General features: G+C 55.7%; 22 protein-coding genes and 5 tRNA genes. 10 read left to right on the top strand and 17 right to left on the bottom strand.

Features of this window, described 5'->3' with window-relative positions:
- From INF77_RS08505 to INF77_RS08485, 5 genes are all read right to left on the bottom strand, one after another.
- Positions 1–102, bottom strand: a 102-nt coding sequence (locus tag INF77_RS08505; RefSeq protein ID WP_029364778.1) for a GTP-binding protein, incomplete at its 3' end; no start/stop codon positions are given.
- A 118-nt stretch (positions 103–220) separates the two neighbouring features.
- A tRNA-Thr gene (locus INF77_RS08500) sits at positions 221–296 on the bottom strand.
- A 6-nt stretch (positions 297–302) separates the two neighbouring features.
- Positions 303–377, bottom strand: a tRNA-Gly gene (locus INF77_RS08495).
- 117 nt (positions 378–494) lie between these two features.
- Positions 495–579, bottom strand: a tRNA-Tyr gene (locus tag INF77_RS08490).
- 8 nt (positions 580–587) lie between these two features.
- A tRNA-Thr gene (locus INF77_RS08485) sits at positions 588–663 on the bottom strand.
- Between the two features lie 317 nt (positions 664–980).
- Here INF77_RS08485 and coaA point away from each other — a divergent pair.
- Complete coding sequence (coaA, locus tag INF77_RS08480) at positions 981–1,931, top strand: type I pantothenate kinase (protein WP_032644951.1); 951 nt, start codon at positions 981–983, stop codon at positions 1,929–1,931.
- A gap of 45 nt (positions 1,932–1,976) precedes the next feature.
- Here the strand turns inward: coaA and dppF are convergent, their stop codons facing one another.
- From dppF to INF77_RS08435, 9 genes are all read right to left on the bottom strand, one after another.
- Positions 1,977–2,990 (bottom strand): dipeptide ABC transporter ATP-binding subunit DppF, encoded by a 1,014-nt coding sequence (gene dppF, locus INF77_RS08475; RefSeq protein WP_045260007.1) that lies wholly within the window; start codon positions 2,988–2,990, stop codon positions 1,977–1,979.
- Positions 2,987–3,970, bottom strand: coding sequence for a dipeptide ABC transporter ATP-binding protein (gene dppD, locus INF77_RS08470; RefSeq protein WP_041911597.1), 984 nt, complete (start codon positions 3,968–3,970; stop codon positions 2,987–2,989). Before dppD ends, dppF begins: the two co-directional genes overlap by 4 nt.
- Before the next feature lie 10 nt (positions 3,971–3,980).
- Positions 3,981–4,883: a dipeptide ABC transporter permease DppC gene (gene dppC / locus INF77_RS08465; RefSeq protein ID WP_028015093.1), complete on the bottom strand. Its 903-nt coding sequence runs from the start codon at positions 4,881–4,883 to the stop codon at positions 3,981–3,983.
- Positions 4,884–4,892: 9 nt separating this feature from the next.
- Positions 4,893–5,912 (bottom strand): dipeptide ABC transporter permease DppB, encoded by a 1,020-nt coding sequence (dppB, locus tag INF77_RS08460; protein WP_028015092.1) that lies wholly within the window; start codon positions 5,910–5,912, stop codon positions 4,893–4,895.
- A 177-nt stretch (positions 5,913–6,089) separates the two neighbouring features.
- Positions 6,090–7,697, bottom strand: coding sequence for a dipeptide ABC transporter periplasmic-binding protein DppA (gene dppA / locus INF77_RS08455; RefSeq protein ID WP_028015091.1), 1,608 nt, complete (start codon positions 7,695–7,697; stop codon positions 6,090–6,092).
- Between the two features lie 620 nt (positions 7,698–8,317).
- A tRNA-Pro gene (locus tag INF77_RS08450) sits at positions 8,318–8,394 on the bottom strand.
- 91 nt (positions 8,395–8,485) lie between these two features.
- Positions 8,486–10,180 carry a kdo(2)-lipid A phosphoethanolamine 7''-transferase gene (eptB, locus tag INF77_RS08445; RefSeq protein ID WP_028015090.1) on the bottom strand — a complete coding sequence of 565 codons (1,695 nt, stop codon included), beginning with the start codon at positions 10,178–10,180 and terminating at the stop codon, positions 8,486–8,488.
- Positions 10,181–10,417: 237 nt separating this feature from the next.
- Positions 10,418–11,620 carry an MFS transporter gene (locus INF77_RS08440; protein ID WP_041911599.1) on the bottom strand — a complete coding sequence of 401 codons (1,203 nt, stop codon included), beginning with the start codon at positions 11,618–11,620 and terminating at the stop codon, positions 10,418–10,420.
- A gap of 236 nt (positions 11,621–11,856) precedes the next feature.
- Complete coding sequence (locus INF77_RS08435) at positions 11,857–12,399, bottom strand: lipase (protein WP_045260015.1); 543 nt, start codon at positions 12,397–12,399, stop codon at positions 11,857–11,859.
- A 160-nt stretch (positions 12,400–12,559) separates the two neighbouring features.
- Between INF77_RS08435 and tag the strand changes: the two genes are divergently transcribed.
- Together tag and INF77_RS08425 are read left to right on the top strand one after the other, a co-directional pair.
- Complete coding sequence (tag, locus tag INF77_RS08430) at positions 12,560–13,141, top strand: DNA-3-methyladenine glycosylase I (protein WP_028015087.1); 582 nt, start codon at positions 12,560–12,562, stop codon at positions 13,139–13,141.
- Positions 13,119–13,565 carry an N-acetyltransferase gene (locus INF77_RS08425; protein WP_028015086.1) on the top strand — a complete coding sequence of 149 codons (447 nt, stop codon included), beginning with the start codon at positions 13,119–13,121 and terminating at the stop codon, positions 13,563–13,565. Before tag ends, INF77_RS08425 begins: the two co-directional genes overlap by 23 nt.
- Here INF77_RS08425 and INF77_RS08420 read toward each other — a convergent pair.
- Positions 13,528–15,807: a molybdopterin guanine dinucleotide-containing S/N-oxide reductase gene (locus INF77_RS08420; RefSeq protein WP_248176658.1), complete on the bottom strand. Its 2,280-nt coding sequence runs from the start codon at positions 15,805–15,807 to the stop codon at positions 13,528–13,530. The two genes, INF77_RS08425 and INF77_RS08420, sit on opposite strands and share 38 nt — an antisense overlap.
- A gap of 211 nt (positions 15,808–16,018) precedes the next feature.
- Here INF77_RS08420 and INF77_RS08415 point away from each other — a divergent pair, with 211 nt between their 5' ends.
- The 6 genes from INF77_RS08415 (at position 16,019) to ghrB (ending at position 22,006) form a co-directional block, all read left to right on the top strand.
- On the top strand, positions 16,019–16,681 hold the full coding sequence (locus INF77_RS08415; RefSeq protein ID WP_008502762.1) for an OmpA family lipoprotein: 663 nt from the start codon (positions 16,019–16,021) through the stop codon (positions 16,679–16,681).
- A 114-nt stretch (positions 16,682–16,795) separates the two neighbouring features.
- Complete coding sequence (locus tag INF77_RS08410) at positions 16,796–17,812, top strand: LacI family DNA-binding transcriptional regulator (RefSeq protein WP_028015084.1); 1,017 nt, start codon at positions 16,796–16,798, stop codon at positions 17,810–17,812.
- A 103-nt stretch (positions 17,813–17,915) separates the two neighbouring features.
- On the top strand, positions 17,916–18,665 hold the full coding sequence (locus INF77_RS08405) for a sugar phosphate isomerase/epimerase (protein WP_048958448.1): 750 nt from the start codon (positions 17,916–17,918) through the stop codon (positions 18,663–18,665).
- Positions 18,666–18,668: 3 nt separating this feature from the next.
- On the top strand, positions 18,669–19,607 hold the full coding sequence (locus INF77_RS08400; RefSeq protein ID WP_028015082.1) for a sugar kinase: 939 nt from the start codon (positions 18,669–18,671) through the stop codon (positions 19,605–19,607).
- A gap of 117 nt (positions 19,608–19,724) precedes the next feature.
- The gene (locus INF77_RS08395) at positions 19,725–21,005 is read left to right on the top strand and encodes an MFS transporter (RefSeq protein ID WP_028015081.1); all 1,281 of its coding nucleotides are present in this window, start codon (positions 19,725–19,727) and stop codon (positions 21,003–21,005) included.
- Between the two features lie 26 nt (positions 21,006–21,031).
- The gene (ghrB, locus tag INF77_RS08390; protein ID WP_047366950.1) at positions 21,032–22,006 is read left to right on the top strand and encodes a glyoxylate/hydroxypyruvate reductase GhrB; all 975 of its coding nucleotides are present in this window, start codon (positions 21,032–21,034) and stop codon (positions 22,004–22,006) included.
- A 58-nt stretch (positions 22,007–22,064) separates the two neighbouring features.
- On the opposite strand, the gene cspA is transcribed toward ghrB, so the two are convergent.
- Both cspA and INF77_RS08380 read right to left on the bottom strand, forming a co-directional pair.
- The gene (cspA, locus tag INF77_RS08385; RefSeq protein WP_003860775.1) at positions 22,065–22,277 is read right to left on the bottom strand and encodes an RNA chaperone/antiterminator CspA; all 213 of its coding nucleotides are present in this window, start codon (positions 22,275–22,277) and stop codon (positions 22,065–22,067) included.
- 247 nt (positions 22,278–22,524) lie between these two features.
- A complete protein-coding gene (locus tag INF77_RS08380; protein ID WP_045260020.1) occupies positions 22,525–23,235 on the bottom strand; it encodes a DUF3053 domain-containing protein in 711 nt (236 codons plus the stop codon).
- A gap of 331 nt (positions 23,236–23,566) precedes the next feature.
- Between INF77_RS08380 and INF77_RS08375 the strand changes: the two genes are divergently transcribed.
- Positions 23,567–23,854 carry an HTH-type transcriptional regulator gene (locus tag INF77_RS08375; protein ID WP_028015078.1) on the top strand — a complete coding sequence of 96 codons (288 nt, stop codon included), beginning with the start codon at positions 23,567–23,569 and terminating at the stop codon, positions 23,852–23,854.
- Positions 23,855–23,863 lie beyond the last annotated feature (9 nt).

The following is a 23,863-nucleotide window of genomic DNA, read 5'->3' as shown; positions in this document are numbered from 1 at the left end:
GGTAGTGATTGCAGCGGTCAGCGTTGTTTTACCATGGTCAACGTGGCCGATAGTACCGACGTTAACGTGCGGTTTTGTACGTTCAAACTTTTCTTTAGACATCGATTGTCCCTCTAAGACACGGATAAATCGGTGATATCACCACATCAACCAGGCGAAATGCCTGAATTGTTGAATACAGTAAAATTGAAACAGAGAGAAACGGGAAGGAGAAGTGAAGTGGTGCTGATACCCAGAGTCGAACTGGGGACCTCACCCTTACCAAGGGTGCGCTCTACCAACTGAGCCATATCAGCACGTATTGGAGCGGGCAGCGGGAATCGAACCCGCATCATCAGCTTGGAAGGCTGAGGTAATAGCCATTATACGATGCCCGCATCCTGAAACTCGGCTACCCAGTTCTTTCTGTAACAAAAAAAGAGATTTCTCTCTTTTTCAGTTTGAGCTGGCTAATTTTTCCAACCAGCTCCGGCGGCATTTACGCTGCCAGAAAGTGGTGGTGGGGGAAGGATTCGAACCTTCGAAGTCGATGACGGCAGATTTACAGTCTGCTCCCTTTGGCCGCTCGGGAACCCCACCGGACTTGATGGTGCCGACTACCGGAATCGAACTGGTGACCTACTGATTACAAGTCAGTTGCTCTACCTACTGAGCTAAGTCGGCATCAAGTAGCGCGCATTCTATGGATACCTGCGCGGTCATGCAACTAAAAATTTGCATAAAACGTTCTTTCGCTCACATTTTATGCGAACGCAGCGCTAAGCGATGTAAAAGTAGCCATTCCGGGTCAAATAATCAACATACAGGCATGATTTACATCGCATACACCGTAGCGTGACGGCTTCCGCGTAACGCAGCGCTTTCCATCTTTTTTCTTATTATTCCCGCCATCTGGTGTTAACCTCCTGCCCATTGTCCAAAATTAACTGTGTGATGAGCCACGTCCCGGCAGCATAGCGCTGGCTCACTGAAGCATGCTTATGAGCAAAAAAGAGCAAACGTTAATGACGCCTTATCTTCACTTTAACCGCAGCCAGTGGGCTGCCCTGCGTGATTCCGTCCCTATGACGCTGACGGAAGGTGAAATCGCACGGTTAAAAGGGATAAACGAAGATCTGTCCCTGGAAGAGGTGGCAGAAATTTATCTCCCCCTCTCTCGCTTGCTTAACTTCTATATCAGCTCCAACCTGCGCCGTCAGGCGGTGCTGGAGCAGTTCCTCGGAACCAATGGTCAGCGCATTCCTTATATCATTAGTATTGCGGGCAGCGTGGCCGTGGGTAAAAGCACTACCGCACGCGTGCTGCAGGCGCTGCTGAGCCGCTGGCCGGAACACCGCAGCGTTGAGTTGATCACCACCGACGGCTTCCTGCACCCGAACGAGGTCTTAAAAGAACGCGGGCTGATGAAGAAGAAGGGCTTCCCGCTCTCTTATGATATGCACCGTCTGGTAAAATTTGTCTCTGACCTGAAATCTGGCGTGCCGCACGTCACGGCGCCGGTCTATTCACACCTGATTTACGACCGCATCCCGGATGGGGATAAAACGGTAGTCCAGCCGGATATCCTGATCCTTGAAGGTTTGAACGTGCTGCAAAGCGGCATGGACTATCCTCATGACCCGCATCATGTGTTCGTTTCGGATTTCGTCGATTTCTCTATTTATGTTGATGCGCCGGAAGATCTGCTGCAGAACTGGTATATCAACCGCTTCCTGAAGTTCCGCGAAGGGGCATTCACCGACCCGGACTCCTATTTCCACCACTACGCCCAGCTTTCTGAAGAAGAGGCGATTAATGTGGCCAGGGGGCTGTGGAATGAGATCAACTACGTGAACCTCAAAGAGAACATCCTCCCGACGCGCGAGCGTGCGAGCCTGATCCTCACCAAGAGCGAGAAGCACGCCGTCGACCAGATTCGCCTGCGAAAATAGTCAGGCATACATAAAAAAAACCGGCTTAGCGCCGGTTTTTTTTCGTTATGCGTGCGGCTTCTCGCCATTTTCATCCTGATCGACCGCAAAGCAGGCGACCAGCTGACCGCCATAATCCTTCAGCTGCGGCTGAAGCTGGGTGCACGGGCCAAAGCGGCGGCTGCAGCGCGCGTTAAAGGCACACCCCGGCGGCGGATTCAGCGGACTTGGCAGTTCACCCGTCAGCTTAATGCGCTCGCGACGATCGTCCGGGTTCAGACGCGGCGTCGCAGACAGCAGCGCCTGGGTGTACGGATGACGAGGATTACTAAAGATCTGCTCTTTGGTCCCCTTCTCCACGCAGCGCCCCAGATACATCACCATCACTTCATCGGCAATATGCTCCACCACCGACAGGTCGTGAGAGATGAACACATAAGACAGCCCCAGATCCTGCTGGAGATCCATCATCAGGTTCAGCACCTGCGCGCGCACGGACACGTCGAGCGCCGACACCGGCTCGTCGGCAATCACTACGTCCGGATCGAGCATCAGCCCGCGGGCGATAGCGATACGCTGACGCTGGCCGCCGGAGAACATATGCGGGTAGCGGTCGTAATGCTCGGTTTTGAGGCCGACCTTCGCCATCATCGCCAGCGCTTTTTCACGGCGCTGCTCTTTGCTCAGATTGCTGTTAATCAGCAGGGGCTCTTCCAGGATCTGTCCCACTTTTTTACGCGGGTTCAAAGAACCGTACGGATTCTGGAACACAATCTGGATTTTCTGGCGGCGCAGCTTCTGCGCCTGCGGATCGTGCTTGAGCAGATCCTGGCCCTGATAATAAAGCTCACCGCCGGTCGGGACTTCAATCATCGTCAGCAGACGGCCCAGCGTCGATTTCCCGCAGCCTGACTCCCCCACCACCGCCAGCGTTTTACCGCGTTCGAGGTTAAAGGAGACGCCGTCCAGCGCTTTCACCAGGCGCTCGGGGGCAAAAATCCCCTTTTTCACCGGGTAGTGTTTTTTCAGGTCGATGGCCTGCAACAGCGGTTGTTGCGTGGTGGCCTGTTGCGTACTCATAGTGTTGGCCTCCCGGCATCATCGAGTGGGTAGTGGCATTTTGACTGTCGACCGTCGGCCAGCAGATTCAGCTCTGGCTCCTCAACGCGGCATTTGTCCGTCGCATACGGGCAGCGCGGATTAAGCAGACAGCCCTGCGGACGGTCGTATTTGCCCGGAACCACGCCCGGCAGCGACGCCAGACGCGCTTTGTCCTGAGCAAACTCCGGCAGCGCGCGCAGCAGTGCCTGGGTATACGGGTGACGCGGCGCGCGGAAGATATCGTGCGAATTTCCGGTCTCAACCACCTGGCCCGCGTACATCACGATGATCTTGTGTGCCGCTTCGGCCACCAGCGCCAGATCGTGCGTAATCAGCACCAGCGCCATGTTCTCTTTCTGCTGCAACTCCAGCAGCAGCTCGATGATTTGCGCCTGAATGGTCACATCCAGCGCCGTTGTCGGCTCATCCGCAATCAGCAGCTTTGGTCGACAGGCAATCGCCATGGCGATCATCACGCGCTGGCTCATCCCACCGGAAAGCTGGTGCGGATATACGTCCAGCCGCGATGCCGGGTCAGGAATACCCACCTGGTTCAGCAGGTCGATCGCGCGCTGGCGACGGGTTTTCTTGTTACCACCCTGGTGCACCTTAATCGCTTCCATAATCTGGAAGCCAACCGTGTAGCACGGATTCAGGCTGGTCATCGGGTCCTGGAAGATCATCGCCACTTCGGCGCCCACCAGCTGGCGGCGCTGTTTCTCAGAAATGCGCTTCAGGTCCTGACCGTTGAACTGCAGGTTTTCCGCCATCACGCGGCCCGGGTAATCAATCAGCCCCATGATTGCCAGTGAACTCACCGACTTACCGGAACCGGACTCCCCGACGATACCAACCACTTCGCCCTGATTGACGCTGTAGCTGATGCGGTCCACGGCGCGAAACGGGGTGCCTTCGTCGCCGAAGTGCACCGATAATTTATCTACATTTAATAACGCCATCTCGTGCCTCTTACTGCTTCAGTTTGGGATCAAGCGCATCACGCAGGCCATCACCCATCAGGTTAAATGCCAGCACCGTCAGCAGGATTGCCAGACCCGGGAAGGTGACAACCCACCAGGCGCTTTGTGCGAACTGCAACACGTCGGAGAGCATGGTGCCCCACTCCGGTGTTGGCGGCTGCGCACCCATGCCCAGGAAGCCAAGAGCGGCCATATCAAGAATGGCGTTAGAGAAACCGAGCGACGCCTGAACGATCAGCGGCGCAAGGCAGTTAGGGAAGATATTAACGAACATCTGGCGCATCGCACCGGCACCCGCCACGCGAGAGGCGGTGACGTAGTCGCGGTTCACTTCCACCAGCACCGCCGCGCGTGTTAATCGCACGTAGTGAGGAAGCGCCACGAAGGTCAGCGCCAGGGCGGCGTTACCGATCGACGGGCCGAAGATCGCCACCAGCACCAGAGCCAGCAGCAGGCTTGGCAGCGCCAGCATGATGTCGACGATACGCATAATGATGTTATCAACGATGCCGCCGAAGTAACCGGCAACCAGGCCGAGGATGATCCCCATAATCAGGGAGAGCACCACCACCAGGCAGCCAACCAGCAGCGACAAACGCGCGCCGTACATCAGACGCGACAGCACATCGCGGCCCACATCATCGGTACCCAGCAGGTGCGCCAGGCTACCGCCATCCTGCCAGGCAGGAGGTGCCAGCAGCGCATCGCGGAACTGATCCGCCGGGTTATATGGCGCCAGAAAGTTCGCAAACACCGCAATCAGGATCATGATAGCGACATACACCAGCCCGACTACCGCGCCTTTATTGCGCTTGAAGTAGTGCCAGAACTCCTGCAGCGGCGTCATTGGAACCGGTGCAGCAACAGCTTTGTTTTCAGAAACCTGTGACATGATGGCCCCTTACTTCTTATGACGAATACGCGGGTTCACCACGCCGTACAGCAAATCGACCAGCAGGTTGACGAGGATAATCATCGTCGCGACCAGCAGCACCCCACCCTGCACCACCGGATAGTCACGGCGTTGCAGCGCATCAATCAGCCAGCGTCCGAGGCCCGGCCAGGAGAAGATGGTTTCCGTCAGGATCGCCCCCGCCAGCAGCGTACCCACCTGGAGGCCGATAACGGTCACCACCGGCAGCATGGCGTTACGCAGCGCGTGGACGATGATGACGCGCATGCGGGTTAAACCTTTGGCGCGCGCGGTACGGATGTAATCTTCACCCAGCACTTCCAGCATGGAGGAACGGGTCATACGCACGATCACCGCCAGAGGAATGGTGCCCAGCACCATGGCAGGCAGGATCATGTGCGCAACGGCATCAATGAAGTTGCCCTCCTCGCCCCAGATGGCCGTGTCGATCAGCATAAAGCCGGTTAACGGATTGGTATCATCAAGGAAGACCATATCGCTGACGCGTCCGGAGACCGGCGTCAGGTTCAATTGCACCGAGACCAGCATGATCAGCATCATGCCCCACCAGAAGATAGGCATGGAGTAACCGGTCAGCGCCAGACCCACGGCGGTATGGTCGAAAATAGAGCCACGCTTAACGGCAGCCAGTACCCCAACAGGAATACCCACCGCAGTGGCGAAAATCATGGCGCAGATGCCAAGCTCCAGCGTCGCTTTAAAACGCGGCACGAACTCGTCCCACACCGGAAGACGGCTTTTTAACGAAATCCCTAAGTCACCGTGCATCACGCCCCAGATATAGTGGAGGTACTGCTGCCACATCGGCTTATCGAGGCCGAGTTCAGCCAGCAGCTGCGCATGACGTTCAGGGGAGATACCACGCTCGCCCGCCATAATCATTACCGGGTCGCCGGGGATCATATGGACGAAGGCAAAAGTGAGAAGGGTGATACCGATAAACGTCGGGATAACAAGTCCCAGACGTCGGAGGATGAACTGCAACATAACCCGGATTCTCTCTGATGACGCACGGCCAGTGGCGTGACGTCTGTATTGCTCACAAATCTTATTCCCTCCCCTTTCAGAGAGGCAATAAAGCACTGCTGCCGGGTGGCGCTACGCTTACCCGGCCTACATACCGTAGGCCAGTGCAAGCGCAGCGCCGCCTGGCGTTGCTTTTAATTATTCAACCGATACGTTTTCGAAGTGGTGTTTGCCCAGTGGATCAACCACGTAGCCCTTCACTTCTTTACGCACTGGCTCATACACGGTGGAGTGAGCAACAATCAGCGCCGGAGCCTGATCGTGCATAACAACCTGAGCCTGCTTGTAGAGTTCAATACGTTTGTTGTGATCGTCAGTCGCACGCGCCGGCTGGATCAGGTCTTCAAACGGCTTGTAGCACCAGCGAGAGTAGTTAGAGCCGTCTTTCGCTGCCGCACAGCTGAACAGGGTGGCGAAGAAGTTGTCCGGATCCCCGTTGTCACCGGTCCAGCCCATCATTACCGCCTGGTGCTCACCCGCTTTGGCGCGCTTCAGATACTCGCCCCACTCGTAGGTCACAATCTTGGCCTGAACGCCAATTTTCGCCCAGTCAGCCTGAACCATTTCCGCCATACGGCGTGCGTTCGGGTTGTACGGACGCTGTACCGGCATCGCCCACAGCTCGACGGTAAAGCCTTTATCCTGGCCCGCTTCTTTCAGCAGCGCTTTCGCTTTCTCAGGATCGTAACTGTAGTCCTTAACGTCGTCGTTATAGCCCCACATGGTTGGTGGGATCAGGTTCTTGGCAGCAACGCCCGCGCCCTGGTAAACGGCCTTGATGATCGCTTCTTTGTTCACCGCGTAGGTCAGCGCCTGACGTACTTTCACGTCATCAAACGGTTTCTTCTCGGTATTGAAGGAGAGATAGCCCACGTTCAGGCCCGCCTGCTCCATCAGGTTGATGTTCTTGTCCTGCTTCATGCGCGCGATATCTGCCGGGTTCGGGTACGGCATCACCTGGCATTCGTTTTTCTGCAGTTTAGCGTAACGTACGGACGCATCAGGCGTGATGGAGAAGACCAGACGGTCGATCTGCGGCTTGGTGCCCCAGTAGCCCGGGAAGGCTTTATACAGAATACGGGAGTCTTTCTGGTACTGCAGCAGCTGGAACGGGCCGGTACCGATTGGGTTCAGGTCCACTTTTTCCGGCGTGCCGGCTTTCAGCATGTTGTCCGCATACTCTTTAGAAAGAATAGAGGCGAAGTCCATGGCCAGGTCAGCCAGGAATGGCGCTTCCGGACGGGTCAGCACGAACTGAACGGTTTTATCGTCTACTTTTTTCACTTCGGCGATCAGGTCAGGCAGACCCATCCCTTCGAAGTATTCGTAGCTGCCGCCAGACACTTTGTGGTACGGGTTCTGGGCGTTTTTCTGACGGTCGAAGGAGAACACAACGTCGTCGGCGTTAAAGTCGCGCGTTGGTTTGAATTCTTTGCTGTCCTGCCACTTCACGCCCTGGCGCAGGTGGAAGGTATAGGTTTTGCCGTCTTCGCTGATGTCCCACTTCTCGGCCAGACCCGGAATCACTTCCGTGGTGCCGGTTTTGAATTCAACCAGACGGTTATAGATCGGTACAGAGCTTGCGTCGTAAGTCGTACCAGAGGTAAAGAGCTGTGGGTTAAAGCCTTCCGGCGAGCCTTCAGAACAGTAAACCAGGGTTTTTGCCTGTACGCTTGCTGCCACGGTCATAGCCACCAGGCTCAGACCAAGCTTCAGCATCCCTGACTTCTTCAAGGAAATACTCATTATTCTGCTCCAATGTGATGTTTTGCTTTGTTGTGTTACGCCGCCAGACCTTTATTTATTTTTTACCCGGTCCGGTCGGAGGTGCCCGAAGGCGTTAAAGGGATGGAGAATCCTTTCAGAAGAGCGTTTGAGTTGCAGCGCAGATCGTCCCTGAAATGCCCCTCATGCCCTACAATCTGTCAACAGAATGTGAAAACGTCAATACAGGTGACGGGGATTTGCGCCGAGTGTGAGAAACCGCAAACAAAGATTAAAAAAACCCTGAACGCCAGTTTTCAGCAGGGAAATTTATGCTACTCGCCAACTTGCAGCACAAATATCTTCATATTTCGCAACAATCAGTGATTAACTTTTATTCAGAATGGGTAAATTTTCTTGCAGAATGGTGATTATCTGAGCACTAAATACCGCGAACGTTAAAACGCACAGCGAAAAATGCTGAGGTTATCCATAAGCAACGCGAAAAAAGATCAATCTATATATAAAAAAATACAATGGATTATGTCACAAAATCGTTAACAGGCAGGAAGAAGCGGGGATAAGGGGCATTTTACTGAATCAGGTTGAGTAAGCCGTTAATGCAAAAAGGGCTAACCTTGCGGTTAGCCCTTTTCAGAATGTGGTCGGCGAGAGAGGATTCGAACCTCCGACCCACTGGTCCCAAACCAGTTGCGCTACCAAGCTGCGCTACTCGCCGAATGCGGAGCGCATCTTACTGCTGAGGTGCGCCCCCGTCAATCCCTTATTTTCAAAAAGCCATTCAACTGGCGATATTCTCGCCAGAGCAGCTACTGCGCGGCTTTTGCGGTGTTATCAGGGAGTTTACACCAGTTGTTGTTTTCGTTAATCCCACCGTTCGGTGAGGTATAGCCGAGGCAACCCATAATGGTGTCGTACAGCTCAACGTGACGGCGCGGCACCTTCATTTCCGCCTCTTTCTTAAGCTGAGCAAACATCTTCGCTTTCTCCGGATTTTCAAGATACTTATCCGACATCCACATGATCATCGGCACGCGGAACTGCTCGGGCGGTGCCAGCTTGCGCGGCGTACCGTGCAGGTGCTCTTTCTCATTAATGGACTCACCGTGGTCTGCGGCGTAGATAACAATCGCTTTTTTATCACGCAGCTGGTCGATCACCCGGCTCAGGAAGGTATCCACATACAGTACCGAGTTATCGTAGGCGTTGATCAGCTCCTGCTTGCTGCAGTCTTTATTAATGCCTACACACTCAGGCTGCCATTTCGCGAAATCGCGCGTGTAACGCTGGTAATAACTGTAATGCGATCCTTTGGTATGCAGAATGACGAGATGTTTGCCCTGCGGGTGATTCTTCAGAGACTGGGACATCTCCTCAAGCAGCAGCATATCGTCCACGTTTTTCCCGCGGTTGCGAGGCTCGGCACCAATCTGCTCACGATACGCGATGTTATCTGCCAGCGTGTTGGTGTAAAACCACATTTCACTTTGCATCGCGAACAGGTCTGAGCTAAATCCAAGCTGCTTCAGCACGGCAAAGACGTTTTGCTCTTTGAGGGTACGCTGCGGGTTATCGCTCGCCCCGCCTTCACGCACAAACATACAGCGCAACGAGAGCTTCGTGGCGGTATCGCAGGAATAGCCGCGGTAAGCCACCAGATTCTTCTCCTGCGCCAGTTTCGGCGTGGTATCGCGGTCATAACCGAGGATACCCATATGATCCCAGCGCGTCGTTTCACCGATGACAAAGACTACGTAAGTATCATCCAGCCCGTCAGCCGGCGCCTGGTAGGTGAACTTTTTGGTCGGGTTAATCAGCGATTTCACATCGCTGGATTCGTCCGCCTGTGCCCAGGCGTAAAGACCTAACGCGGACAGCCAGTTGGACGGCAGATACGAGTTAGCCACTACGCCGCCATAGCTCGGCATATCCACGCCCGTCGCTTTTTCGATCCGTTTTTGCTGTTTTTCCATCAGGCGAATCGGCGCCCACACCAGCAGGCCCGCCAGCAGAACGACGGCGACGTTGCGGATGCGCTGTCCCCGGGTACGCAGCTGGCGTAACAGGGTATAACGACAGGTATTACTCCAGATAAAGAAGAGCGGGATCAGGCAGGTCAAAATCGTCCATATGATGAACCCTTGACCCACCACCTCTTTCGAGAGGTCGATGTCCGTGGTCATCACCGAGGCGACAATACCGTAGCCAATGACCACGTTCATGAATGTCATGTAATAGCTTGCGGCGGCAGAGATAATCACCACCAGCGAGGCCAGAATTTGCCATGTACGTCGGCCAAAAAGTGAGAGCAGGCGTAACAGGAAGAAGGTTGCCAGGATAGAGCCAAACACTTCGATGACGGCAAAAATTCCATTTCTTACGCTGAGGTGTTCGAAATAACCTTCCACACGTCTGAACAGTACCGCGCCATTCAGAAACAAACCGATATAGACAGCCAGCATCAGACACAATCTTTGCTGGGTAAGAGACCTAATATATTTCATGCAAACAACCCTGGGGGAAGGGGTATAAAGACCCGCCGAATCTCAGTGAGAAAGCTGACAGAGTAAGTAGATGCGAGCGAAACCGTTATCAGAAACGTCTACAAGCGCGATAAGTAGACCACAGCGGGAAAGAAAAGTGGCAGCAGAGAGTGTGATCGAGGAAATTTTTTACAAAATAACAAGTCCGAAAGTGATGTTGAGATAAAAAAAGAGGCCCTGAGGCCCCTTTTCATCGAATCATGCATGCGCTTCTTTATACACTTCGCGCTGCGGCTGACGAATCGTTGTGGACAGCGCCAGCGAGATAATCAGCAAGGCAAATATCACGCAGAAGGTTACGTAGAAGCCACCGAACAGCGAGGCAATCAGCGACCCGCAGATACTGCCGATACCGAAGCCGAGATAAATGACGCCGTAGTTTTTCGCCAGATTGTTCAGGCCGAAGAACTCGCTTACCAGCGACGGGAAGACGGTAATGGTGCCGCCGAAGTTAAAGGCGACGCAGGCAATCGCCGCAAAGAAGGTCGCCTCGTTCAGCGGAGCAAACAGCAGCGCCGCCATGCCCACCAGAGAGATGACCTGCCCCAGCGTAATCACGCGGATGCGGGCGATTTTGTCAGACAGGATACCGAGCACCAGACGACCCGAGAGGTTAGCAATGGAGATGACCGTCACCGCATTCGCCGCCGTCGCGGCATCAAGTTTTACCATCCCCTGCGCGATATCTTTCGCCACACCGATGACATACAGACCGCTCATGCAGGCCGTCAGGAACATCACCGCCAGCATCCAGTACTGCGGTTTACGCATGGACTGCGCGAGGGTGAAATCATTCTCCACCACGCCGTTAACGGTTTTCACTTCCTGCTGCGGGGCATCTTTCATCAGCGTGGCACCAAACAGAATCATCACCAGGACAATAGCCCCCCAGATCATGAACGTTTTTTCGAGGCCAACGGACGCCAGCAGTTGAGAGTCGATAAATTTAAAGCCAAGGCTGCCCAGGCCATAGGAGCCGATAGCAAACGCGGAGATCAAGCCTTTACGCTCCGGGAACCACTTCACGCAGTTCGACAGCGTCAGCAGGTAACCTGCGCCGTCCGCCAGCCCCACCAGCACGCCGGCGCTCAGCCACAGCATCATCAGGTTGCTGGAATGCGCCGTCAGGAAAAAGCCCAGGCCCAGCAGAATGCCGGAGGCCATGGTCACGCGCTTCACGCCGAAGCGTTCCTGAAGTTTGCCCGCCACGGAAGAGGAAATCGCTAATCCAAGACTCAGTAAGCCGAAGGAGAATGCCACCTGGCTTATCGGCGCGCCGAGCTTATCAGACAAGGCGCTGTTAAACAGACTCCAGGTATAAACCGAACCCAGTGCGAACTGGGTAATGATGGTGCCGAATAGCGTCAGCCAGCGCGTGCGGTTATAGGTTGAGGTGTTCATGGCAGTATCCTGCAAGAGAAATTAAGGAAGTTCGCTGAGGACACGATAAACAAAACCCCAAAACGCCAGGGGTAAAACGGCATGAAATGCAGGAGAAACGGAATGAAATGCCTGGAAGCGGGAATGAACGACCTTGCCGGAGAAGAAAACGTTTAAAGGTGAGTGACCACTATCACCACACCCCTCGCCGTTATTGTATTAAATATGTTACCGCAGCGTTTAAAAAAGTAACAACCCTAAAATTTGGCGCTTAAGCCCAGGGTATACAAATATTCTTCTTCCGACTGCTGGTTGTAGCTGATCTTCGCCCAGGGGTGTAAATCGCCGTACTGGGTATCAACACGCCACCCCAGCGAGTTCACGCTGGCATGCCAGAGGGGTTCGGTAAGCGACTGCGCGGTGGTTGTATCACTAAACGTATTTACCGTTGAGGGTGGAGTGCCCTCTGTGCGCCACGCCATGACCGGCCCGGTTGTGATATGCCCCGCCACGGGAAAATTCCAGCCAACGCTCAGAACGGTTTCCGCATCCGAACCGGATGGGTCGTTCAGCGCAAAGCCCGCAGCATTCTGCGAATGGTTAATACGCTCCGCGAGAATATCTTCATAACGAGGTTGGTGATCGGCATCCCATGTATAGCGTTCTGTCGTATTACTTTGTGCATCTGAAACGATATATTCCTGTTGCCACGCAAAAGCGGTGTTACATATAAGCAGGCAGGCTGAAACGCCCACCAGGCCAGAAGCAGCATGGCGACCACTGATTTTTTTTATCATCATCAAAGCGACTCCAGAAAGAGCCGAGTTCGGCGATATATGTCATTGTTCGAAGAGGTATTGGGGCATATAGCCCTGTATTAACTATTGTCTCTTTAGCAGACACGTCAAGCCGGGCAGATTGAAATTTTTGCGTTTATCGTATCAGGAAGGGAGATGACCTATGCAACGTTGCGGTTGGGTAAGCCAGGATCAGCTTTATATCGATTATCACGACAAGGAATGGGGCGTACCGGAAACCGACGGTGAAAAACTGTTTGAAATGATTTGCCTTGAAGGCCAGCAGGCCGGTCTGTCGTGGATCACCGTTCTGAAAAAGCGTGAGAACTACCGCAATGCCTTCCACCGGTTCAATCCGGCTGCGGTGGCCGCCATGACCGACGACGACGTGGAAAGACTGGTTCTGAATCCCGGTATCATCCGCCATCGCGGTAAAATTCAGGCCATTATCGGTAACGCGCGGGCTTATCTGGCGATGGAGCAAAACGGCGAACCCTTCTCAGCATTTGTCTGGTCGTTTGTGGATAACGAGCCGAAGGTGACGCGGGCCGCCACGCTTGCAGAGATCCCAACCTCGACCCCCGCCTCGGATGCCCTGTCGAAAGCGCTGAAAAAACGCGGCTTCAAGTTTGTGGGCACCACCATCTGTTACTCCTTTATGCAAGCCTGCGGGCTGGTCAATGACCATATTACGGGCTGCATCTGCCACCCGGAGGGCAACCATGATCCGCAAATGGCACAGTGAGAATACCGCTCAGCTCCTGAGACTGTGGCTTGAGAGCACCACCGAGGCGCATCCGTTTATCGACGCCGACTACTGGAAAGCGAACGAAGCGCTGGTGCGGGATGAATACCTTCCCGCCGCCGAAACCTGGGTCTGGGAGGAGAACGGCACGCCGCGCGGTTTTATCAGCGTCATACAGTCGCAGTTTGTGGGGGCACTGTTCGTTACGCCAGCGTATATCGGAAAAGGCATCGGGCGCGCGCTGCTGAACCATGTTCAACAGCGCTTCCCGCACTTAACCCTGGAGGTGTATCAGAAAAACGTCCGGGCGGTGAATTTCTATCATGCTCAGGGCTTTCGCATTGAAGACAGCGCCTGGCAGGATGACACCCAACACCCGACGTGGATCATGAGCTGGCAGGCGGATCAAACGCCGTTAAGGTAAGCTCGGGCCCCTCATATTTCTCGACCCAGGCCAGCGCCGTGTTCCCTGCGCAACCATTCCCCAGCTTCGAGCTGGGGAGATCTTTGGTCAGCACGTTAACCGCCCCGTTTTTACAGATCCCACCTTCGGTGGGCTCAAGGTCGGGCCAGGCTCCCTGATGAATACAGATCACGCCTGGCTTAATCCCGTCGCTGACCACCGCCCCTGCCAGCACCTGTCCACGCTGGTTCCAGACGCGCACCACGTCACCGTCCGCAATCCCACGCGCTTTGGCGTCTAAAGTATTCAGCGTAATTGGCTCCCGCCCGGCGACCGCATACTGCTCGCGCAGAGAGGTGTAGTTAAGCTGACTGTGCAGACGATGCGCCGGATGGGCAGACAGCACCTGCAGCTGCTCCGGCTGAGCGTTGCCGTGCCACTCGTCCGGCTCCAGCCACGAAGGGTGTGGCGGACAATCGGCATATCCAAAGCTGGCGATGCGCTCGCTGTAGATCACAATCTTGCCGCTCTCGGTTTTCAGCGGATGGTTTTCCGGGTCGCGACGGAAATCGGCGAAACGGACAAATCGGGCGTTCTGTTCGCTTTCCGGCATTTCGAGAATCTGGTTCGCCTCCCAGAATTCAGCAAATGGCGGAAGCGTCACGCCCTGCGCCGCACCGCGCTGTCCGGCGATCTGGTAGAAACTCTCTAGCCACTGCAGGTCATTTTTCCCTTCGGTAAAGCGTTCGCGACCGCCCGCTTCCCAGAGCTCGCTCAGTTCAGCAAACACGTCAAAATCATCACGCGCTTCATCACGCGGAGCCACCACGCGCTTCATCGGCACCATATGCTGGTTGCTGTAATCGCCGGTCATGGTGAGATCGTTACGCTCAAACGACGTGGTCGCCGGCAGCACGATATCGGCATGTTTGGCCGAGGCGGTCCAGAAGCACTCGGAAATCACCACCAGCTCCGGCTTCTGCCAGGCGCGGATCAGGCGATTGGTATCCTGATGGTGCGTGAAGTTTGCCCCTCCCGCCCACCAGACAAACTTAATGTCCGGGAAGTGGCGGTCCAGACCATTATGCTGATAAAAACCGCCCGGGTTTTCCAGGGCTTCAACGATTCGCGCCACCGGGATTTTATCCACGGCATCCACGCCGCCCTGCACAGAGCCTTGCAGGGACGCCAGCACCGCCGCTTTACGCGTTGGGTTACCGCCGTTCGCAAAGTGATAGGAAAGACCAAAACCGCCGCCCGGCGTACCAATCTGTCCTAGCATCGCGGCAAGCGTCACCAGCATCCAGTGTTTCTGCTCGCCGAACTGCTGACGCTGCATCCCCCAGCCGGACATTAACATCGTGGTATTTTTATGGAACAGTGCCGCCAGTTCGCGGATTTTAGCGGCTGGAATGCCACAAATTTCCGCGGCCCACTCTGCCGTTTTCACTACCCCATCAGATTCGCCCGTCAGGTAGTCGGCGAATTTGTCGAAGCCGGAGGTGCACCGGGCGAGGAAATCGCGGTCGTGCCAGCCGTTCTCCACCAGCGTATGGGCGATACCCAGCATCATCGCCACGTCGGTGCCCATATGAGGAGCAATCCACTCGGCGCTGTCGCCGAAGAAATCCATGGTTTCAGAACGCATCGGATCAATGCAGATGATGCGTTTGCCGCTTTTGCGCAGCGCGTCGAAATACCCCATCCCCTGCTCGTCGCTGGCATTCCAGGCAATTTTCAGCGTGTTCAGCGGGTTGGCGCTCCACAGCACCACCACGTCGGAGTGCTGCAGCACCAGCGGCCAGCTGGTCTGCTGCTGGTACACTTCGTTCCCGCCCACGACGTACGGCATGATCGCCTGCGCCGCACCGGTGGAGTAATCCCCGAGATGGCCGGTATAGCCCCCGGCCAGGCTCATGTAGCGCTGCAGCAGGGTCGAGGCCTTATGCAGCACGCCGTTCGAGCGCCAGCCATAGGAGCCGGCAAAAATGGACGATGGGCCATAGCTGTCGCGAATGCGCTTATGCTGCGTATGGATCAGCGCCAGCGCATCGTCCCAGCTCACGCGAACAAACTCATCCTGACCACGGATCCCCTGCGGCTTATCCGGCGAGGCCAGAAAACCTTTGCGCACCATCGGCCAGCGCACGCGCGTTTTACTGTGCACCTGATCGCGTACGACGGTCTGTAACGAATTGGGATGTTGTGTTGGCAGTGCCCCACGGGACGACAGAACATTTTCGCCATCGGTTTCGACCAGCATCGGCCCCCAGTGGGCGGCGGTCAGAATGGTTTTTGTTGAGGTGCTCAAGCGTGCGCTCCTGGTTGCGTGCAGGTTTACGGCCTTCTCGTTAAGGCCGTTTATGGTTTGTCACAAATTTCAGAGTTATACCCGGAATTTTCTCCGTATCTGGACGTCATAATCAACTGCCACGCTCGCCGTGGCAAAGAATAAAAAGGATTAAGGAAAGAAGATGAAAAAACGCGTACTCGTTATTGCCGCTCTGGTGAGCGGTGCACTGGCTGTTTCAGGCTGCACAACCAACCCTTACACCGGTGAGCGCGAAGCGGGTAAATCCGGCATCGGCGCAGGTATCGGCTCGCTGGTCGGCGCAGGCGTTGGGGCGCTCTCCTCCTCCAAGAAAGACCGCGGCAAAGGCGCGCTGATTGGCGCAGCGGCAGGTGCGGCGCTGGGCGGCGGCGTCGGTTATTACATGGACGTGCAGGAAGCGAAACTGCGCGACAAAATGAAGGGAACCGGCGTGAGCGTCACCCGCAGCGGCGATAACATCATCCTGAACATGCCGAACAACGTGACCTTTGACAGCAGCAGCGCCACGCTGAAACCCGCGGGCGCGAACACCCTGACCGGCGTGGCGATGGTGCTGAAAGAGTACAACAAGACCGCCGTGAACGTGATTGGCTACACCGACAGCACCGGCAGCCAGGATCTGAACATGCGTCTGTCTCAGCAGCGTGCCGATTCCGTGGCCAGCTCCCTGATAACCCAGGGCGTTGAAGCAAACCGCATCCGCACCAGCGGCATGGGCCCTGCCAACCCTATCGCCAGCAACAGCACGGCGGAAGGTAAAGCGCAAAACCGTCGCGTAGAGATTACGTTGAGCCCGATTCAGTAATCCCCGAGGGAGAGGGCCGGGGTGAGAGCAACAGACCGCACACCCCGGCATGAACCACTTGCCATCGTTGATTTTCCCGCTAAGGTATTCTCACTAAATTCAGGGAAATCAGCGATGAGCAAACCAGCCCGGGCCACCATCAGCGACGTGGCGAAAGCCGCCAAAACCGGTAAAACCAGCATTTCGCGCTACCTTAACGGCGAGAAACATCTGCTGTCAGACGCATTGCTGGCGCGTATTGAACAGGCCATTGCCGATCTCGACTATCGTCCCAGCCTGATGGCGCGCGGGCTCAAACGCGGTCGCACCCGTTTGATCGGCCTTATTATCGCCGATATCACCAACCCCTACTCCGTCAACGTCCTCAGCGGTATCGAGGCCGCCTGCCGCGAGAAGGGCTTCACGCCGCTGGTCTGTAATACCAACAACGAAGTCGACCAGGAGCTGCACTACCTCGATCTGCTGCGCAGCTACCAGGTGGAAGGGATTGTGGTTAACGCAGTAGGCATGCGTGAAGAGGGCCTGAACCGCCTGCAGCAGTCCTCCCTGCCAATGGTCCTCATCGACCGTAAAATCCCGGAATTCGCCTGCGATGTCGTCGGGCTGGATAACACCCAGGCAGCCACAACCGCGACCGAGCACCTGATCGAACAGGGCTTCGAAGCGATTCTTTTCCTGAGCGAACCGCTGGGCATGGTAAATACCCGACGCGACCGCCTGGCGGCATTTCGCGCCACGCTTGCGCGTTATCCCGGTGCGATCGCCGAAAATGCCGAAACGCCGCTTCACGAAGCCGACCAGATCGACAACACCCTGCGCCAGTTCCATACCCGCCATCGCGGGATGCGCAAAGCCGTTATCTCCGCCAACGGGGCGCTGACGCTTCAGGTCGCCCGCTCGCTCAAGCGCATTGGCCTGCACTGGGGCAGCGATATCGGTCTGCTGGGCTTTGATGAGCTGGAGTGGGCGGAGCTCGCTGGCGTGGGTATTACGACCCTTAAACAACCCACCTGGCAGATTGGCTATGCCGCTGTAGAACAAGTGATTCGTCGTATTGAAGGTACCCGCGATGCCGTACGCGAGCAGGTCTTCTCCGGCGAGCTGATCGTTCGCGGCTCCACCGCCCGTTAATTCCCCCTTGTGATAGCGATCATAAATTCGACATCCTGATCTTTTCTTTGGAACCGGTTCCATCTAGCGTAATAGTATTGATATGTTGCGATGGAGTCCGAAGATGGGCAGGAAAATCATGGTGGTCACCGCCGCGTATGGCGCGGAACAGGTGCGACAGGCAGGCGGTCAGCGGGCGATGCTCCCCGTTATTGCAGGCGCAGGGGCAGACGGCGTGGAGATCCGCCGCGAACTGTTTAACAGCGAAGAGCTGCTGGCGCTGCCTGCACTGAGCGAATCCATCGAGCTAATGGGTCTGCTGGCGTGCTACTCCGCGCCCGCCGCCCTGTTTATGGCCGACGGCACCCTTAACCCGGACCTGCCCCGCTATCTCTCTGAGGCCAACACCCTTAACGCCCTGTGGCTGAAGGTTTCTCTGGGCCATTTCAGCGACACACAGCCTCTCGACGCCCTGCGCGCCCTGCTGAATGCCAGCGGTATGGCGCTTGTTGTGGAGAACGATCAGACCGACTGCGGGCAGCTCGCGCCCATGCGGCGCTTCCAGGCCTCCTGTCGGGAAATGGCGTTGCCCGTCACGCTGACCTTCGACATGGGCAACTGGCTGTGGGTCGGCGACTCCCCCGAAGAGGCCGCACGTCACCTGGCCCCTGCGGTGAGCTATATCCACGTTAAAGCCGCCGTGCCGCATAAAGATAACTTCCGCGCCGTGGCGCCGGACCGCGCAGACGCGCGCTGGCTGGATCTGCTCGGCCAGCTGCCTGCAGATGCTCCGCGCGGTATTGAGTTCCCGCTGGAAGGGGCGGATTTAACCGCCGTTACCCGTCATTACGTCAACCTGCTGCGCGAGGAGTAAATCATGCACAAAACGCTGGATGCCATCACGATCGGCGAGGCTATGGCGATGTTTGTCGCGACCGAAACGGGCGAACTGAGCGCGGTAGAGCACTTTATCAAACGCGTAGCGGGCGCAGAGCTGAACGTCGCGACCGGCCTGGCGCGTCTCGGTCTGAACGTCGGCTGGGTCAGCCGCGTGGGGGATGACAGCTTTGGCCATTTCGTTCTCGACTCGCTGAAAAAAGAGAATATTGATGCCGCAGGCGTCACCCTGGACGGACGCTTTCCTACCGGCTTTCAGCTTAAATCGAAGGTCGAAAATGGAACCGATCCCATCGTGGAGTATTTCCGCAAAGGTTCGGCGGCAAGCCATCTCTCAACGGAAGATTACCACGCCGGCTATTTTGCCTCCGCGCGCCATCTGCACCTGAGCGGCGTGGCGGCGGCGCTCTCTGACAGTTCCTATGAACTGCTGGACCATGCGGCAACGACCATGAAGTCGCTGGGCAAAACGATCTCTTTCGATCCGAATTTGCGCCCGGTGCTGTGGAAAAGCGAAGCGGAAATGGTCGAGAAGCTGAACCGCCTTGCGTTCCAGGCTGACTGGGTTCTGCCGGGCCTGAAAGAGGGGATGATTCTGACGGGTGAAAATACGCCGGAAGGCATTGCTGATTTCTATCTGAATCAAGGGGTAAAAGCGGTGGTGCTGAAGACCGGCGCCGATGGCGCATGGTTCAAAACGGCAGACGGCGAACAGGGCGCGGTCGCGGCGGTGAAGGTTGAGAACGTTGTCGACACCGTCGGCGCGGGCGATGGCTTTGCCGTAGGCGTCATTAGCGCCCTGCTGGAAGGCAAACCGCTGCAGCAGGCCGTCGCGCGGGGCAATAAGATTGGCTCGCTGGCGATTCAGGTGCAGGGCGACAGCGAAGGATTGCCAACGCGAGCAGAGCTCGGCGTTTAAATTCCCTCTCCCTGTGGGAGAGGGCCAGGGTGAGGGCAGCATGCCACACCAAATAATTAAGCCACCGTGTACCCTACAGACAACGGCGGTAACAACCTCAACAACAGAGGCAAGCCTATGAACAGTTCGACCAATGCAGTAAAACGCTGGTGGTACATCATGCCAATCGTGTTTATCACGTACAGCCTGGCGTACCTCGATCGTGCCAACTTCAGCTTCGCGTCCGCGGCGGGGATCACCGAAGACCTCGGCATCACCAAAGGTATTTCATCCCTGCTGGGTGCCCTTTTCTTCCTGGGCTACTTCTTCTTCCAGATCCCCGGCGCGATTTACGCGGAACGCCGCAGCGTGCGTAAGCTGATCTTCATCTGTCTGATCCTGTGGGGCGCCTGCGCGTCACTGACCGGCGTGGTGAACAATATTCCTGCCCTGGCGGCCATTCGCTTTATCCTCGGCGTCGTTGAGGCAGCGGTCATGCCGGCGATGCTGATTTACATCAGCAACTGGTTTACCAAATCTGAACGTTCACGCGCGAATACCTTCCTGATCCTCGGTAACCCGGTCACCGTACTGTGGATGTCGGTAGTCTCCGGCTACCTGATCCAGTCCTTCGGCTGGCGCGAGATGTTTATCATCGAAGGGGTACCCGCAATTATCTGGGCATTCTGCTGGTGGGTGCTGGTAAAAGATAAGCCTGCCCAGGCGAAGTGGCTTTCCGAAGATGAAAAAGCCGCGCTGCAGGCGCAACTGGATAAAGAGCAACAGGGGCTGAAGGCGGTACGCAACTACGGCGAAGCGTTCCGCTCCCGCAACGTTATCCTGCTCTGCGCGCAGTACTTTACCTGGAGTATCGGCGTGTACGGGTTTGTGCTGTGGCTGCCGTCGATTATCCGCAGCGGCGGCGAGAACCTCGGCATGGTGGAAGTGGGCTGGCTCTCTTCCGTACCGTATCTCGCCGCGACCATCGCGATGATCGTTGTCTCCTGGGCGTCGGACAAGCTGCAAAACCGCAAGCTGTTTGTCTGGCCGCTGCTGCTGATTGCCGCTTTCGCCTTCATCGGCTCGTGGGCGGTGGGCGCGAATCACTTCTGGGCCTCTTATACCCTGCTGGTGATTGCCGGTGCCGCCATGTACGCCCCGTACGGTCCGTTTTTTGCCATCATCCCGGAAATGCTGCCGCGTAACGTCGCGGGTGGTGCAATGGCATTGATTAACAGTATGGGCGCGCTGGGGTCGTTCTGCGGATCCTGGTTCGTCGGCTACCTGAACGGTGTGACCGGCAGCCCATCCGCGTCGTACATCTTTATGGGGGTAGCGCTTTTCGCCTCCGTGTGGCTTACTTTGATTGTTAAGCCTGCTAATAATCAACAGCACCTCGTCGGCGCACGCCACGCCTGAATCCTTAAAAATCAACGGAGATTAGCATGAAGCCGTCCGTCATTTTGTATAAAGCTCTGCCGGAAGATCTGCAGAAACGCCTGGAAGAACACTTCACCGTTACGCAGGTGAAGAACCTGAGCCCGGAGACCGTGGCGCAGCACGCCGATGCGTTCGCCAGCGCCGAAGGCCTGCTGGGTTCAAGCGAAAAAGTGGATGTCGCCCTGCTGGAGAAAATGCCGAAGCTTCGTGCTACCTCAACCGTTTCCGTGGGTTATGACAATTTCGACGTGGATGCCCTGAACGCCCGTAAAATCCTGCTGATGCACACGCCGCATGCCCTGACGGAAACCGTGGCAGATACGCTGATGGCGCTGGTGCTCAGCACGGCCCGTCGCGTGGTGGAAGTGGCCGAGCGTGTGAAAGCCGGCGAATGGACGAAAAGCATTGGGCCGGACTGGTTCGGCGTGGATGTGCATGGCAAAACGCTGGGCATCGTGGGTATGGGGCGTATCGGGCTGGCGCTGGCGCAGCGCGCGCATTTCGGCTTCAACATGCCGATTCTGTATAACGCGCGCCGTCATCACAGTGAAGCAGAAGAACGCTTCAACGCGCGTTACTGCGAGCTGGATACGTTGCTGCAGGAAGCCGATTTTGTTTGCCTGATCCTGCCGCTGACGGATGAAACGCGCCATCTGATTGGCAAATCCGCGTTTGAAAAAATGAAGAAGTCCGCCATCTTCATCAACGCGGGTCGCGGCCCGGTGGTGGATGAACAAGCGCTGATTGAAGCGCTGCAAAACGGCGAGATCCACGCCGCGGGTCTGGACGTGTTTGAGCAGGAGCCGCTTCCGGTGGATTCCCCGCTGCTGAGCATGCCAAACGTCGTCGCCCTGCCACACATCGGCTCTGCTACCCACGAGACGCGCTACAATATGGCGGCGACGGCGGTAGATAACCTGATAGCCGCGCTTGCTGGAAAAGTAGACAGGAACTGCGTTAACCCGCAGATCCAACAGTAGAAACGAAAAAACCCGCCAGAAGGCGGGTTTTTGAATTTTGTGCTACTGGGTTGGAAGCTTACAGGCTTACAACGTTACCAGCTGCTGGGCCTTTAGCGCCGCTTTCGATGGTGAAGGAAACTTTCTGACCTTCGTCCAGAGATTTGTAGCCATCGTTCTGGATAGCAGAGAAGTGTACGAACACGTCTTTAGAGCCATCGTCAGGAGTGATGAAGCCGAAACCTTTATCAGCGTTGAACCATTTAACCAGACCAGTCATTTTAGCAGACATAGAAATTACCTTATTAACAAATATATTGTGCCTTCCGGCTTGATGGATTGCGTTACAGATTTTTAAGCGATGAAGGAAGGGTCACTACGAAGGGTATCTATGGATAACAATCTGGACTGCTTTACTAAACTGCTTTAGGTCTGTGTAACAAACCGACGCGAACAGTTATACCGATGTGGTAGAGGAATGACAAGCGTTATTTTCTGAATGCCGAAAAAAAACCCCGCCTGAGGCGGGGTTTTTCGGTTTATTCTGTAGCAGCGACTGCTGCGCCCCACGCCTGGCTAAAGGCCTGGTGCTGGGCGGCCAGCGGCCCAATCAACGTATTGTACTGACTTGCCTGCTGCGAGGTTGGGAACTGAATGCCGTTGGCAACAAAGCTCACCTGTGTCCCCTGCTGCGAGATGAAATCCCCGACCTGAACCAGCTGCTGAGTGAAGACCTGCGCGGCCGGAATCAGCGGTTGTATCGCTTCAGACGGTTTCGTCACTACTTTCTCATACACTTTATCGAAGACCGGTTTGAGATCCTCGCCCTGCTTCAGCGCAGAACGTGACGCGTCAGCCTGCATTTTCGCATTTTGCAGCTGCTGGCTCAGCACGCCGAGCGCACCGTTGGACTGGCGCAGCGGCTCGCGCTGAGTCATATAATCCTGGGGAACACGGATGGCGTTCACGCTATCCACTACCGGGCGGATACCGGAGTCCATCGCCTGGCTCACCTGCTGTGAATACCCATAAAGAATGGCGTAATCGGACACAAAGGGGCCAAACTGTTTTTTCTGATCCGCAGTCAGCGTCGGCAACCGCTCGCCGCTGCGCATCACTGTATTCTGCAGAAAATCGATAAACGCTTTGCGCTGATCGCCTTCTTTATCAAAACACCCACTCAGGCTAACAACCATCAACAACGCCGCAATAGGCGCAAACCAGCGAGAGCAGGACTTTCCTGTCGCCATTTTATTACTCCTTTCACCCAAAAAAGCGCACACCGGCACACGCGTGCCCGACGCTGACAAGGATAGTCCAGGTCAGCCTTGCAAGATACTCTTTTCATGTAAAACGACTATTGCCGATTTATTTCTTACTATTTACAAAAAAATACCTGGCGAAGCCGACATATGGTTAATCAGGGAATTAGCATAACTATCCGGATAGCTGAATCGCGTAAAGCGATCGTTACCGCACGATTAATCACAGCCGTGACGATCCTTGGTTTGTATTAGGGACTATTCTTAATTGGCTCTCTGATGTTCTTGATCACGATGTGAGATTTAAGAGGAGTTCTCAATGGAATATAAAGATCCTGAGTTTGAGCTGCTGAGCAGTCTGGAACAGATCGTTTTTAAAGATGTACCGCAGGCCATTACCCTGCAACAAAAATCCAATCCCTTTACAGAATATGAGCAATTGCGCAAAGGGACAGGACTGAAAACTGAAGAATTCGCCAGAGCGATGGGTGTCAGCGTGGCTATGGTGCTGGAGTGGGAGTCAAAACGAGAGAAACCCACCCCAACCGAGTTAAAGCTGATGCGCCTGATTCAGGCCAACCCTGCACTCAGCAAACAGATAGCGTAGTAAAGTTTG

Source organism: Enterobacter cloacae complex sp. P1B, assembly GCF_014982345.1.
In the GTDB taxonomy this organism is placed as follows: Bacteria; Pseudomonadota; Gammaproteobacteria; order Enterobacterales; family Enterobacteriaceae; genus Enterobacter; species Enterobacter bugandensis.
Note: the sequence above shows the minus strand (reverse complement) of the source record. Positions and strands in the feature narration are given on the sequence as shown.

Bases quoted from the DNA above. Each gene is read 5' to 3' on its own strand.
- INF77_RS08375 (WP_028015078.1), top strand. From the start codon at position 23,567: ATGGAATATAAAGATCCTGAGTTTGAGCTGCTGAGCAGTCTGGAACAG.
- dppC (WP_028015093.1), bottom strand. From the start codon at position 4,883: ATGTCACAGGTTTCTGAAAACAAAGCTGTTGCTGCACCGGTTCCAATG.
- cspA (WP_003860775.1), bottom strand. From the start codon at position 22,277: ATGTCTGCTAAAATGACTGGTCTGGTTAAATGGTTCAACGCTGATAAA.
- tag (WP_028015087.1), top strand. From the start codon at position 12,560: ATGCAACGTTGCGGTTGGGTAAGCCAGGATCAGCTTTATATCGATTAT.
- dppB (WP_028015092.1), bottom strand. From the start codon at position 5,912: ATGTTGCAGTTCATCCTCCGACGTCTGGGACTTGTTATCCCGACGTTT.
- INF77_RS08395 (WP_028015081.1), top strand. From the start codon at position 19,725: ATGAACAGTTCGACCAATGCAGTAAAACGCTGGTGGTACATCATGCCA.
- INF77_RS08420 (WP_248176658.1), bottom strand. From the start codon at position 15,807: ATGCTGGTCGAAACCGATGGCGAAAATGTTCTGTCGTCCCGTGGGGCA.
- dppD (WP_041911597.1), bottom strand. From the start codon at position 3,970: ATGGCGTTATTAAATGTAGATAAATTATCGGTGCACTTCGGCGACGAA.
- INF77_RS08405 (WP_048958448.1), top strand. From the start codon at position 17,916: ATGGGCAGGAAAATCATGGTGGTCACCGCCGCGTATGGCGCGGAACAG.
- INF77_RS08380 (WP_045260020.1), bottom strand. From the start codon at position 23,235: ATGGCGACAGGAAAGTCCTGCTCTCGCTGGTTTGCGCCTATTGCGGCG.
- ghrB (WP_047366950.1), top strand. From the start codon at position 21,032: ATGAAGCCGTCCGTCATTTTGTATAAAGCTCTGCCGGAAGATCTGCAG.
- INF77_RS08400 (WP_028015082.1), top strand. From the start codon at position 18,669: ATGCACAAAACGCTGGATGCCATCACGATCGGCGAGGCTATGGCGATG.
- INF77_RS08415 (WP_008502762.1), top strand. From the start codon at position 16,019: ATGAAAAAACGCGTACTCGTTATTGCCGCTCTGGTGAGCGGTGCACTG.
- coaA (WP_032644951.1), top strand. From the start codon at position 981: ATGAGCAAAAAAGAGCAAACGTTAATGACGCCTTATCTTCACTTTAAC.
- INF77_RS08410 (WP_028015084.1), top strand. From the start codon at position 16,796: ATGAGCAAACCAGCCCGGGCCACCATCAGCGACGTGGCGAAAGCCGCC.
- dppF (WP_045260007.1), bottom strand. From the start codon at position 2,990: ATGAGTACGCAACAGGCCACCACGCAACAACCGCTGTTGCAGGCCATC.
- eptB (WP_028015090.1), bottom strand. From the start codon at position 10,180: ATGAAATATATTAGGTCTCTTACCCAGCAAAGATTGTGTCTGATGCTG.
- INF77_RS08440 (WP_041911599.1), bottom strand. From the start codon at position 11,620: ATGAACACCTCAACCTATAACCGCACGCGCTGGCTGACGCTATTCGGC.
- dppA (WP_028015091.1), bottom strand. From the start codon at position 7,697: ATGAGTATTTCCTTGAAGAAGTCAGGGATGCTGAAGCTTGGTCTGAGC.
- INF77_RS08435 (WP_045260015.1), bottom strand. From the start codon at position 12,399: ATGATGATAAAAAAAATCAGTGGTCGCCATGCTGCTTCTGGCCTGGTG.
- INF77_RS08425 (WP_028015086.1), top strand. From the start codon at position 13,119: ATGATCCGCAAATGGCACAGTGAGAATACCGCTCAGCTCCTGAGACTG.